This is a genomic window from Embleya hyalina, assembly GCF_003967355.1.
Classification (GTDB): Bacteria; Actinomycetota; Actinomycetes; order Streptomycetales; family Streptomycetaceae; genus Embleya; species Embleya hyalina.
Genome location: NZ_BIFH01000031.1, coordinates 69432 through 82262 on the forward strand (window position 1 = coordinate 69432; position 12831 = coordinate 82262).

The 12831-nt window shown below is 70.0% G+C and carries 10 protein-coding genes and 1 pseudogene; 10 read left to right on the plus strand and 1 reads right to left on the minus strand.

The genetic code is table 11. The features are described 5' to 3' along the window. The first annotated feature begins 1 nt into the window (after position 1). The 8 genes and pseudogenes from EMA17_RS52075 (at position 2) to EMA17_RS33685 (ending at position 7135) form a co-directional block, all read left to right on the plus strand. Positions 2-562, plus strand: coding sequence for a MauE/DoxX family redox-associated membrane protein (locus tag EMA17_RS52075; RefSeq protein ID WP_160161655.1), 561 nt, complete (start codon positions 2-4; stop codon positions 560-562). A gap of 18 nt (positions 563-580) precedes the next feature. After that, a complete protein-coding gene (locus EMA17_RS33655) occupies positions 581-1126 on the plus strand; it encodes a TlpA disulfide reductase family protein (RefSeq protein ID WP_126640962.1) in 546 nt (181 codons plus the stop codon). Continuing rightward, a complete protein-coding gene (locus tag EMA17_RS33660; protein ID WP_126640963.1) occupies positions 1123-3030 on the plus strand; it encodes an ABC transporter ATP-binding protein in 1908 nt (635 codons plus the stop codon). Before EMA17_RS33655 ends, EMA17_RS33660 begins: the two co-directional genes overlap by 4 nt. Continuing rightward, complete coding sequence (locus EMA17_RS33665; RefSeq protein ID WP_126640964.1) at positions 3027-3566, plus strand: S26 family signal peptidase; 540 nt, start codon at positions 3027-3029, stop codon at positions 3564-3566. The genes EMA17_RS33660 and EMA17_RS33665 overlap by 4 nt, the downstream gene beginning before the upstream one ends. A gap of 195 nt (positions 3567-3761) precedes the next feature. After that, a pseudogene (locus EMA17_RS33670) lies at positions 3762-4622 on the plus strand (transposase); the annotation flags it as partial. A 38-nt stretch (positions 4623-4660) separates the two neighbouring features. Further along, on the plus strand, positions 4661-5410 hold the full coding sequence (locus EMA17_RS33675) for a DnaB-like helicase C-terminal domain-containing protein (protein WP_246127088.1): 750 nt from the start codon (positions 4661-4663) through the stop codon (positions 5408-5410). A 345-nt stretch (positions 5411-5755) separates the two neighbouring features. After that, a complete protein-coding gene (locus EMA17_RS33680) occupies positions 5756-6025 on the plus strand; it encodes a hypothetical protein (RefSeq protein ID WP_307721578.1) in 270 nt (89 codons plus the stop codon). Between the two features lie 429 nt (positions 6026-6454). Next, positions 6455-7135 (plus strand): hypothetical protein, encoded by a 681-nt coding sequence (locus tag EMA17_RS33685; RefSeq protein ID WP_126640966.1) that lies wholly within the window; start codon positions 6455-6457, stop codon positions 7133-7135. A gap of 796 nt (positions 7136-7931) precedes the next feature. On the opposite strand, the gene EMA17_RS33690 is transcribed toward EMA17_RS33685, so the two are convergent. Beyond that, positions 7932-9086 carry a methyltransferase domain-containing protein gene (locus EMA17_RS33690; protein ID WP_126640967.1) on the minus strand — a complete coding sequence of 385 codons (1155 nt, stop codon included), beginning with the start codon at positions 9084-9086 and terminating at the stop codon, positions 7932-7934. 1507 nt (positions 9087-10593) lie between these two features. On the opposite strand from EMA17_RS33690, the gene EMA17_RS33695 reads away from it, so the two are divergent. Together EMA17_RS33695 and EMA17_RS55525 are read left to right on the plus strand one after the other, a co-directional pair. Then, complete coding sequence (locus EMA17_RS33695) at positions 10594-11502, plus strand: calcium-binding protein (protein WP_126640968.1); 909 nt, start codon at positions 10594-10596, stop codon at positions 11500-11502. Between the two features lie 271 nt (positions 11503-11773). Continuing rightward, a complete protein-coding gene (locus tag EMA17_RS55525; RefSeq protein WP_126640969.1) occupies positions 11774-12736 on the plus strand; it encodes a calcium-binding protein in 963 nt (320 codons plus the stop codon). Positions 12737-12831: the final 95 nt, after the last annotated feature.

Consider the following 12831-nt stretch of genomic DNA (forward strand, 5'->3'; position numbering starts at 1 on the left):
AGTGCACTATCTGGAGCTCGGGATCCGCTCCCTGATCGCAGTGGTGTTCCTGGCCTCGTCCGTCGGCAAGACGGCGGGGAGAGGCGCGTTCGGCGCGTTCGTAGCTTCGCTGCGTGGTCTGGAACTGCTGTCGGCGAAGGCATGCCGACCGGTGGCACTGCTCGTGGTTGTCGCCGAATACGCCGTGTGGTTGCTGCTGTTGCTGGGTTCGACGACGGTCGCTGCGACCGGATTTCTGGTTGCGGCAGGGTTGCTGGTGATGTTCGCGACGGCGATCGCCCTCACGGCCCGTCGGGGCATCCGTCCACCGTGCCGGTGCTTCGGCGCCTCAACGACCCCACTCGGTGCCCGGCACATCGTGCGTAACGTCGTCCTCGCGGCCGTCGCGTGCCTCGGTGCGGTCACCGTACCGGCGACGAATACGTCTTCGGATCCCGGCGCACTTGTGGTGGCCATACTCGCTGGCCTGCTGTTGGGCGCGGTGGTTGCGCTGTTCGACGACATCCTCGAACTGTTCGAGCCCCTCGGCGACGGCCCGGGCGCTGCCCGGAGACGTCCATGACCCAGAAGGAGATTCACGATGCCCTTGTTGATCGCGGCCCTGACGCTCGTGGGTTCGCTGTGCCTGCTCAACCTGATCCTGACGGTAGGAGTGATCAAGCGGCTGCGTGAGCACACGGAGATGCTGGCCAACGTGGGCGGTGCGGGCAACGGCCGGGCCTCGATCACGGTGGGGGAGGAGGTCGGTGATTTCACGGCCTCCACGGTGGACGGTGAACAACTCGCCCGTGACCTCCTGGTCGGTGAGACACTGGTGGCCTTCTTCTCGCCCACCTGTAAGCCCTGCAAGGAGAAGCTGCCGAAGTTCCTGGACTTCGCGGCGACGCTGCCCGGTGGGCGCGACCGGGTGTTGGCAACGGTGGTCGGCGACGCTGAAGCGTCCGCCGCGCTCGTCGCCGAGCTCACTCCGGTGGCGCGCGTGATCGTCGAGGAGTACGACGGGGCGCTGAGTGCCGCGTTCCAGGCCAAGGCGTACCCGACCTTGCTCATGGTCGCCCGGGACGGCGCCGGGCGGCTGGTCGTCACAGAGGACGAGGTCCGGCTGGGCCATCTCGCCATCGCATGACCGCCCTCGTGACCGAACAGCAGCCGCAGAAGCGGTCCGGCGCGGGGCGGCAGGCGGTCGCCGCGTTTTCGCTCGCCGTCCGGGCAGCTCCCGGCACACTCGCGCTGTACGCGGCGCTGGCACTGATCGTGGGTCTGCTTCCGGTGGTGGTCGCCTGGCTGACCAAGCTGGTGCTGGACCGCCTTGCCGCAGGTGCCGACGTCGGGGCCCTGACCGGGCTGGGAGTGGGACTCGCCCTGGCCGGACTGGTCACCGCGGTAGCTCCACAGGTGACCCGGTATCTGCGGGCGGGGATCGACCGGGAGGTGGGGATGGTCGCCCAGGACCGGTTGTTCACCGCTGTGGAGGGTTTCGTCGGACTGAGCCGGTTCGAGGACCCGCGTTTCCTCGACCGGCTGCGGTTGGCCCAGCAATCCGGCGGGACGGCCCCCACTCTGGTGGTGGACGGAGTCCTCGGCATGACCCGGGCGGCCCTCACCATCACCGGTTTCCTCGGCTCCTTGATTCTGCTCAGCCCGATGATGACCGTGCTGGTGCTCGCCTCGGGAGTGCCGACTCTGCTTGCGGAAATTGCGCTGTCGCGGAGGCGGGCGCGGATGTTCTGGGATGTCGGTCCCGTCGAGCGGCGGGAACTCTTCTACGGCCAGTTGCTGTCCAGTGTGGAAGCGGCCAAGGAGGTACGGCTGTTCGGCGCCGGTGCCTTTCTGCGGCACCGCATGCTGACCGAGCGCCGTACGGCCAACGCCGCGAAGCGGGCCATGGACAGGCGCGAGGTCGTCGTCCAGGCCGGGTTGGGAGTACTTGCCGCCGTGGTGTCCGGCGGTGGGCTGCTGTGGGCAGTTGGCGCGGCGCGGACCGGGGCGTTATCCGTGGGAGGCATCACCATGTTCGTGGCAGCGGTCAGCGGAGTGCAGGGCGCGCTCGCCGCACTCGCCGGCGAGGTGGCCCGCTCTCACCAGGCGGTGCTGATGTTCCGACACTACGCGACGGTCACCACGGCCGGTCCGGAGCTGCCGGTGCCCGCCGCACCTCGCGCGCTGCCTGAGCTGCGCGACGCGATCGAGCTGCGTGACGTGTGGTTCCGCTACTCGGAGGAGCATCCCTGGGTGTTGCGCGGCGTCAGCCTGCGCATACCCCACGACCAAGCGGTGGCACTGGTCGGGCTGAATGGCGCCGGTAAGTCCACACTGGTCAAGCTCCTGTGCCGGTTCTATGACCCCACCCGGGGGGCGATTCTGTGGGACGGCGTGGACTTGCGCGACACCGATCCGGTCGAACTGCGGCGGAGGATCGGCGCGGTGTTCCAGGACTACATGGAATACGACCTGACGGCGGCGGACAACATAGCCCTGGGCGGTCTGGGTTCCTCCGACAATCCGGACTCCCTCCCCGACGACCGTGTGCCGATTCAGGCCGCAGCGAAACGGGCGGGCATCCACCACAAGCTCGCAGGCCTGCCCCACGGCTACGACACGCTGCTGTCTCGCATGTTCTTCATGGAATCCGACAAGGACAATCCGGCCACCGGCGTGATGCTGTCGGGCGGCCAATGGCAACGGCTCGCCCTGGCTCGGGCTTTCCTGCGGGACGAGCAGGGCAAACGAGACCTGATGATCCTCGACGAACCCTCCGCCGGACTCGACGCCGAGGCCGAGCACGAGATCCACGCCGAGCTGCGGCGGCACCGCACGGGGCGGACCAGCCTGCTGATCTCGCACCGACTCGGCGCCGTGCGCGAGGCCGACCTTATCGTCGTGCTCTCCGAGGGATGTGTAGCCGAGCGGGGCGACCACGCCGCCCTCATGGCAACCGGTGGGGAGTATGCCCGATTGTTCACGCTTCAGGCAACCGGCTACCAGGACGACCCGGAAGCCGAATCAGTCTTCACTGGAGGAAACCGATGATCCCCACGCGACCGCGCGACGGTACGCTGCGAGTCGCCGGAGTCACCAGGGTCGCGCTGCTTTGCGGAGCACCGGCAGCGCTTCTGGGCCTGGCGGGCCTGGTCGTCTCGGTACTGCAGGCGCGCAGGCTGGTCGTGGTAACCGTGCGTGGGGCGAGCATGGAACCGGCGTACCGCGATGGTGACCGGGTCCTCGTACGTCGTGACCTGGCCCCTTCGCCGGGGCAGGTGATCGTGATGGAACACCCCGGTGCCGGGATGGTTCCCGGCTCCGCCTGGTATGGCCCGCCTGTGGGGCGCACTGCACGGGCGCCCGCCATTACAGGGCGGCAGTGGTTGATCAAGCGTGTGGCGGCCGCACCGGGCGACCCCGTACCGCGCGACCGGTTCCCCGCCCTGGCTGGAGTGCTCGAAACCCGGGTCCCCGTCAGCAGTTTGGTCCTGCTGGGCGACAACGAGGAGATCAGCTTCGACTCCCGGCAAGCCGGCTACTTTCCGGCGGAGCGCGTGCTGGGGACGGTGCTTCGCCACCTGTGAGTGTGCGTTGTGGTGGCGGTGGTTGGTCGTCAGTGGGGCGCGGGTGTCGTGTGGGTGTTTGTGTGCTGGTCGGGGTGTGGATGACCGTGATTGTTTCGACTGTCACGGGAGTGACCATCGACTGACGTCGGGTGCTTAACACAAGCGGGGGTGGATTCAACTGGTCGTCGCAACACTTGGATGTGGAGGTGTTGCATGGGAAGACCGGTCGGGTGGATTACGCCGTTCACCGGGCGTCCGGCGATGCGTTCGCCGGGTCGTCCGCCTCCCCGGCGGGAGGTGGAGCGGGCGTTCCGGGCGAGGGTCGCCGAGGGCTTGACGATCGAGGACGCCGCGGTCGCGTGCGGTGTGTCGGGCCCGGTCGGTTCGCGGTGGTTCCGCAAGGGTGGCGGCATGCCGCCGATGCAGTCGGATCCGCCGTCGGGTGGATACCTGTCGTTCGCCGAGCGTGAGGAGATCGCGCTGCTCAAGGCCCAGGACGTGGGAGTCCGCGAGATTGCGCGCCGCCTGGGCGGGGGTCCCGCCACGGTCTCCCGGGAGCTGCGGCGCAACGCTGCCACGCGCGGCGGCCGGCTGGAGTACCGGGCGTCGACCGCGCAGTGGAAGGCCGAGTTGGCGGCGCGGCGGCCCAAGACCGCGAAGCCGGCGGGCGACGAGCGGCTGCGCACGTATGTGCAGGACCGCCTCGCGGGCGAAGTCCGGTTCCCGGACGGCACGCCCGCGGCAGGGCCGCAGGCGTCGCGGTGGAAGGGCCGGAACAAGCCCCGCCGTCGGGACCGTCGGTGGGCGACGTCGTGGAGCCCGGAGCGGATCTCCCGCCGACTCGGGACGGACTTCCCCGATGACGAGTCCATGCGGATCTCGCACGAGGCGATCCACCAGGCGCTGTTCGTCCAAGGACGTGGGGCACTCAAGCGTGAGCTGGTCGCCTGCCTGCGCACAGGACGGGCGTTGCGCGTCCCGAGGGAACGCGCACGCAACCGCGCTCGCGGTCATGTCACGCCGGATGTGGTGATCAGTGAGCGGCCCTCGGAGGCGGCCGACCGGGCGGTGCCCCCACTCGCCTGGTCGGCCTCGACCGCCTCACCGGCGGCCTGCACCCGGGACAACTCGTCGTGATCGCCGCGCGGCCGGCCCACGGCAAGAGCACCCTGGCGATCAACCTCGCGCGGTCCTGTGCCGTTGCCGAGGGCCGCCCCGTGTTGCTGTTCTCTCCGCAGATGAGCCGTCTGGACATCCAGCGGCGCGTGATGTCCGCGGAGGGCCGCATCCCCCTGCACCACCTCACCCACCGGCGACCGACCGGCGACGACTTGCAGGCCTTCACCGAAGCCATGCCCCGCGTTGCCAAGGCCGCGCTGACCGTCGACACGACGGCCCGACCCGATGTGGACGCGATCCGCTCCCAATGCCACCGGATGCGCACCCGCGGCGGCGTGGACCTGCTGATCGTCGACACCGTCCACGAACTCGCCCCCGCGCGCCGGTACGACAACCGGTACGGCGAACTCGAGGAGATCAGCCGCTCCCTCAAACGCGTCGCCCGAGAACTGGGCATCCCTGTGGTAGTCACCGCCCAGCTCAACCGTGATCCCGAGACTCGGCCGGCCCGGGAACCCAGGCCGAGCGATATCAGGGACTGCGGGGCTTTCGAGGAGGACGCGGACCTGGTCGTACTGATCAACCGCGACGACGTGCACGATCCGCGATCCCCGCGCGCGGGTGAGGCCGACCTCATCGTGGCCAAACATCGCAACGGCCCCACCGGCCGCCTCACTGTCGCCTTCCAGGGACACCTGGCGCGCTTCATCGACCTCGCCGCCGACTACACGCCGCGTGTGTAGGGTCTCGGATTTCATGTCGGAATCTCAGAACTGATGTCGGATCAGAGTCGGATCCGACACGGACTTGAGACTCGCAGATTGTCTCGTCTCGACTGGGTTGTCGGATTCTCGCTGCGTCTCATAGCGAGGTGGCCGGTTCTCGCGTACCTGGCTGTTCTGGCGGTGTCCCGTCTCGGGCCATCCGGTCCGGTTCGCTCGGGGTTTTCGAAGATCCGGTCGGTTGGGCTGCTGTCGGTAGGGGATGGCAGGTTGCGTCGATGAGCTACGACCTTGCTGTGGGAGGGCGAGCGGCCGGCAGACAATGCCGCTGCGGCCGAGTGCTTTGCCGATCTGTACGACCGGTACATGGACACGGAGGAGCCCGTGGTTCCCCCGGCGGATCGCATCACGGCCTTCGTCGCCGCGCTGTTGGAACGGTGGCCGGATCCCACGGAGAACGACGACGAGGACTCGCCCTGGTCGGCGGGGACGCTGATCGGCGCTGCCTGCGGCCCGCTGATCTACTTCTCCATGAGCTGGAGCATGGCCGAGGAGGCATCCGCCCACGCAGCGGAGGTTGCCTCGTCGCTGGGCCTCAACTGCTTCGACCCGCGGGCACGGCAACTCCGGCCCTGACAACGGCGCGGGAGCGATCGAACTTCGGCAGGCGGCGGGCCTGGCGGGCGCCCCCGGGTCAGGTGCCGGCTCGAAACACGGCCAACCCGATCATCCGTGGACGGAGGTCGAACCAGACGCCCGTCAATCTCCGAATCTACCCCACCGCAGAGTCCGGCTTCGGCGCTCGAGCATTCCACCTGCCGACCGCAGCCAAACCGCGAGCCGTTTCGCGCGGCACTGCAGCAACCTCGGCACCCGCGATTCGCTCTACCGCCGCTTCCGCAAAAGCCATGTCGTTTGCGAACAGCGGAACTCGTGTTCTCAAACGACATGGCAACCGCCCAGCTCGTAGGTGTCTCAATCGCCATCTGCACTGCGACGGAACACAGATCGTGCGAGGGGGCATGCAGCGCGAGCGCCGTCGTGTCGGTGGGTGCTGGTTAGGTGGTGGCTGTGGAGACCCCTGGTTCGCCGTTGCCGATTCGTGCGTGCTGGCTCTCGTGGATTGCCGTGTACGGGGCAGGCCAAGCCGAGTTGGCGGCGCTGCTCGGGCTCACGGGCGTCCGCGAGACGACATGGGCGGAGGGCGCGGATCTTGTCGACGACGTGGCGCACAGCGGTGAGGAGCGGTTCTCGACCGTTGTGATCCTTCCGCCGATCAACGCGTGGACGCTGGTGATTGGGGCTTGGGTCGGGCTCCCGTACCTTGAGCGCACCGCGTATGTCACCGAGCTCTGCCGGCGGTTGAGTGCCGAGTTCGGGCGAGCCCATGCATACTTCCACAGCGAGCAGAACGACGGCGAGGCATGGCTGATCGCCGAAGGTGGCCGGGTGGTCAGGCGGTGGATTGCCGAGTATCCGGGACTCGCGCTCGGCGAACCGTTCGGTGTCGAGCGCCGACTGCTGGACGAGTTCGGGATCCCCGGCAGGCCCGAGGACCTCGACCCCGAAGATGACCGGGCGAGCAGTTGGGGTGCCAGTTGGGGCGAGTGCTGGGCGCCGGTCGTCGCGTCGGAGTCGAGCGTTGATCCGCGGCAGATCGGGCCTGAGACCCCGGCGCCCGGGGTGGTGCTCGTGGCCGACACGCCGCTGCCCGATGGGCAGTCCGAGAAATTGGCATCGTCCTGAGACAGCCGCCGACTGACACGTCGTGAGGCAACTGGGGGACGTCTAGTTCACAGCCCTGGCATACGACACCGGGAGCGAGAACCTACAGCGTGTGTAGGTTCTCAGGATCCGCACCGTATTCTCAGCGCCGACGCCATGCCGCACATGTGGCGTCGGCGTGAGAACGCGCTGGTCAGTACCCCAGGCCTTCCCGCGTCGCCCGCCGCCGGCCGGCCGAATCCGGGTGTCCGCGGGCCCGTGCCGGCCCTCCCGCACCCGCCGGGCCGACAGCGGTACCTTCCTCGCCGCGTGTTTCGCTACGGACAACCCCCGCCCTCGGTGAACACCACGCCGGGAGGATCCGGACCGCCGGCGGGCCTTGGGTGCCCCGCTCACGCCACGCGCGTCGATGTGAGGAAGCGCGCCGCATGCACCGGTCGGGCCGCCTCTTCCCCTGAGGCGGCGGCCGTCGCGTCGGTGACGGCGGCGTGACGCCGGGTCCGCGACGCGTTTCGCAACGGCCCCGGCGTGGGAAACCCCGCGAAAGGAGTGTGTGGACCGACACGGGACGGGCCTCGCCCGGCGGCCCCGCCCCGTCGCCGCGGCAAGTCCACGCGAAAGAGCGCCCGTTGCCGCCGGGCCGTCGCTGCGGCCGATCCGATCCCACCCCGGACCGCACGCGGCGACCCGAGCGCAACCCCCGCCCCGACGGGCGACGTTGATCGGCGCATGGCCCGCCCACACACCCCCCGTCCGGCATCACACGGGGGCGGAGACAACAGCCACCGGGCTTGGCCACAGGGCAATAAATGCGGTTTCAGGTGGATCCGGGCGAGGGGAGTCGGTGGCGGCGGCCGGTGTCGGGGTCGCCTTCCCACACGTACTGTTCGCGCTCGGTGAGGGTGATGCCGTGGTCCCAGCGGCTGACCTGCCAGTGTGCGGTCCACGCGTCCCAGGCAGTTTCGACCGCGTCGAACAGGCGGCGAGGTCCGCCTTGTTCGGTGCGGGCGCCGCCGTCGGGCTCGGTGGTGACGACGGCCCAGGAGGAGGTGCCGTCGTGGATCCAGGCGTTGACGCCGTCCCGGTCGGTGTCGGTGGCGTAGACGACGTCGGGCAGGGCCATGCGCAGCGCCCACAGCAGGTTCACGTCGGTGTGCAGGGGAGTGATGTCGCGGTCGACGCCCCGCTTGTCGTCGGGCGCGCGGCCGGCGCGGACCTGCGTATAGGAGCGGACGGTGGCGGCGGGCGCCGGTATGTCGCGAGCGTTCATGAATTGAGCCAGGCCGTGCATCCAGCCCCGGGCGCTGCGGTGGTCGTCGGCGACGGTGACGGCGAAGTGGCCCATGCGCCCGAGGGGGAAGACCAGGTCGCCGCCGGGGACGGTCTGTGCGATCCAGGTCCAGGGGACGTGGTCGACGGCGTAGGTGGCGATCACCCGGTCGTGAGGGGCCGTTGCGGGCCGGCCGAGGTTGCCGTTGCCGACCGCGACGTCGACGCGGGCCCCGGCACGGTTCAGTGCGCGGGCGGCTGCGTCGGCGAGTCCCGTCGAAGCCTCCACGCTGGTGACTCGCCCGGAGGTGCCGACGCGGTGGGCGATCAGTGCCGCGTTCCAGCCGGTCCCGGTCCCCAACTCCAGCACGTGGTGGCCGGGGTGGACGTCGAGGGAATCGAGCATGGTCGCCACGACCGCGGGCGCCGACAGCGATGACGAGGGGAGGCCGTCGGTGATCTCGGTGACGGCCGCGTCGTCGGGCCCGGCGTAGACGAGTTCGGCCCACCGGCCCGGGCTCGCGCTGCGGTCGACGGGCACGTAGGCGTTCCCGTCCCAGTCCCACAGGCGGTCGGGCGCGAACGCGTGGCGGGGCAGCGCGTCGAACGCGTCGCGCACCCACGGGGCGTCCTCGGGCCACGCGCCGCGCGTCCGCATCGCCTCGTCCAGGGCGCGGCGGCGTTCCTCCAGGACGTCGGTCATCTACTTGGGGTCCTTCTTGTGGCGGCCGTCCGGGGTCGGTTCCGGGGTGGGCCGGCCGTCCTTGTTGCCCGGCGGGGGGTTGCCCTTGGACGGTCGGGGGCCGGTTTGCTGTGGTCGCCCATGATGGTGGTCGCCCCTTCTCGGGTCGTCACGGTCCGAAACCTCATGATGACGCAACCGGGGGGAGGGGGAACGGTTCACGACGACCGAAGCCGGCACGCGGCGGGACGCAGTGTCACGGCGCCTGTCCGTGCCGCCGCCGTCGAGGACCACCTCGCCGGGTCCGTACGCATGACCACCCGCGATGCGGTTCGCTCCGCCTTTCCCAGGACTCGAGGAGAAGAATTCAAACGCCCGGAGCGCCGGTGCCTTTCCGAGCCGACGGTTGCACGGTCCGCACGACCGCGGTCGTGGGCTGCCGTGTGCGAGCCCACCGCCGCCCCAGTGGCAGGCGCGGTCGACGCGCGGAAAACGGGGTGAGCCGGCCGAGGCGGGAGTGAGACGATTCCGGGGTGGCTCGTGTTCCCCTGCTGGTGCACCCGGACGCGTACGTGCAGCGCGTGCGCGGGCACCCGCCCTCCTCCCTGCTCCCGCTGGTGGCCGCCGCGCATCCATGTGGAACGCTGCATCCGCCTCGGCTCGGACATTCCGGCCCTGATTCCCCAGGTGTATCTGCACTACGACCCGTACACCCGCGCCCGCCACGCTCCCGCGGCCCCGCCTCTGGCCCGACAGCGCATGGACTTCCTTCTGCTGCTGCCGCAACGGGCCCGGATCGTGATCGAGTGCGACGGCCACCGGCACTACGCCGACCCCACGGGACGCGCGGACCCCTCCCGTACACCGAGATGGTCGCCGAGGACTGCGAACTGCGCCTGCGCGGCTACGAGGTCTACCGCTTCGGTGGCGCCGAACCGACCGACCCCCGGCCACCGGCCGCCGTCTCGCCGCGTTCCTCGATCGCCTCGCCGAGCGCCACGCCTGACGGCCCACGAAGCCACTTCCGACCGATTCGGCAACGGAGCCATGCAGCGGTGTTGCGGCGCTTCGGGGCGCTCCCGACCGACCCGGGTCGTGTTTGGCAAGACCCAACGCCCGTCCCGTGGGGGTGTACGAGTCCGTTCCGGTCGAGGAGTGGCACGCCTGCCGAGTCCGACGGCCTTGCCGGCGCGCGAAGTGCCTGGGCCCTCTGCTCGTCGAGTCGAGCCGTGCCGGCGTATCCGAGGTCCCGGTCGGGGCGTTCGTCGCCACCGATACGCACCAGTCCGCAGTCCGGCAGCACGTTCGGCTGAATTGCGTCGTGCGCCCGGCGAACTGCCCCGAGGATGCTGAGAGTTGGCGGGCATCCGCTCGCCAGGTCGCGTGATTCGACCCGTGTTCGAGGCGGCGGGGACCGGCTCGGTTCCCGTCTCTTCGGCCGCCCATCGAGCGCGCGGCGCCGACGGACGGCGCGGTCGTGCCCCGGTTCTTTTCGGGCGCGCGGTCACGAACCGGGGAGGGTTCGCTCATGTCGATACGACGCAAGGTGGCGGGAACGGTGACGATGTCGCTGTTCACGATGGGAATGACGGGGGGCGTCGCGGTCGTGGCGGCGCCGCCGTCGGCTGTCATGGCGCCGCCCACGGCGGCATATGTCGACGGCGGGGTGCTGTACGTGACGTCGTTACCGGGTGCCGACAACGACCTTTCGATCTACCCGCTGGGAGGCAGAACGCGGATCTGGGCACCACCCGGCAAGCCCGGCGTCATTTTCGGCGACGGCTGCGTGCGGGAGGACGGTAGCGGCGGTTGGTGCCAGGGCTACACGTCGGTGGTGGTGGACACCGGTGACGGGAACGACTGGGTGCACGTCGACGGCACCGGCAAGGACTGCCGGGTGAACACGGGTTCGGGCAAGGACTTCCTGCTGATCGACGCCTGTCGCGCCGACGCGGGGGCGGACGCCGATCACATCGAGGTCCGGGCCGGTGCGACGGTCCTGGGGGGCGATGGCGACGATGACATCCTCGTCTCGGATCTGCCCGGTACGGCCCCGCGGGAGATCTTCGGTGGCGCGGGTACTGATCGCGTCGACTTCACCTACGTCACGGCGCCGGTGTCGGTCACGTTGGACAACGTGCGGGACGACGGACCGCGAGGCAACACCACGATCAACGTGCACACCGACGTCGAACAGGTGGACGGCAGCCCGGGCGACGACGCCATCTCCGGCTCGGCGGTGGCCAACGTCCTGCGCGGCGGGGGCGGCAACGACCTGCTGATCGGGGGCGGAGGCAACGACACGCTGGAGGGCGGGGACGGCAACGACCGCCTCAAGGGAGGAGCCGGTTTCGACACCCTGATCGGCGGAACCGGCGTCGACGAATGCGACGTCGGCGCGGACGGCGGAACCGTCTCGGACGACTGCGAGGGATGACGGCGAGCGCGACGCAGACGCCCGAGTCGAGCATCGGGCCACCGAATCCCGGCGCGGCCACGTGGCGGCGGATCGGCCGAAATGCGCGCTGTGCAAAGGGAGTTCGTAGAGGACGCTGGGACCCGGTGGGCGCCTGCCCGCTCCGCCGCGGTCCCTTCCTCGCACGCCGACCCGCAACGACCGGTGTGCGAGGACACGGCGCGTGGTGGCGATCGACGACGCCCGGTGTCCCGATCGGACACACATCATCACCACCAAGGGAGGATCGTGCATGTTCGCTGGACGTCGATGGGCGTTGCCCGCGGCTCTACTGCTCGTCAGCGCGAGTACGACGGGTGCCGCGGCAGCGGGCGCGGCGGGTGCCGCGTCCGCGTACGTGGTGCCCACGGTGGTGTACGTGGAGGGCGGTGTCCTGCACGTGACGTCGTCCCCGGGTACCACGAGCAACATCTGGATGTACCGACGAGTCGGGCAGACCTGGGGAGTCCACGACAGCATCGCCGGCGTGGCCTTCGGCAAGGGCTGTGCGCCGTTCGACACCGACTGGGCGACCTGCGACGGGGTCTCCAGCGTCGTGGTCGACATCGGTGACGGGGACGACCGGGCGTACGTGTGGGGGTCGGCGCAGACGCCGTGCCGGCTGCTCGGCGGCACGGGCAACGACAACCTCGAGGCGGAGTACTGCCGGATCGAGGGGGGAACGGGCAACGACACCATTCTTGTGAACGAGGGGGCGTCCGCCGACGGAGGCGACGGCGACGACTGGTTCGTGGCCCGGTATCTCACCACGACCGCGCCGCGCGACATCCGCGGCGGCCTCGGCGAGGACGGGGTCAGTTTCACCGAAAGCGCCACCGCCGCGCTGACGGTCACCCTGGACGATGTGGCCGACGACGGGCAGGCCGGGGCCAAGGTGATCAACGTTCATGCCGACATCGAGCAGGTCAACGGCGGACCCGGCGCCGACTCCATCGCCGGATACGCCGCCGCCAACCACATTCGCGGCTTCGGCGGCAACGACCGACTGTTCGGCGGCGGCGGGAACGACGTCATCGAGGGCGGCGACGGCGACGACGACCTGCGGGGAGGCGACGGCAACGACGTTCTCCAGGGCGGCGACGGCAATGACAACCTCAAGGGCGGGCCCGGCACGGACACGCTCTCCGGCGGACCCGGCGTCGACGACTGCGACCCCGGCTCCGACAGCGAACCCCTCCCACCCGACTGCGAGTAGGCGCGACCACACGACGGGCGGCCCGAGGGCCCGCAGGGCTCCACCCGCCCGTCGTCGTGCCGCGTCGTGCGCGGGGCCGGGAGTACGAAGTCCTC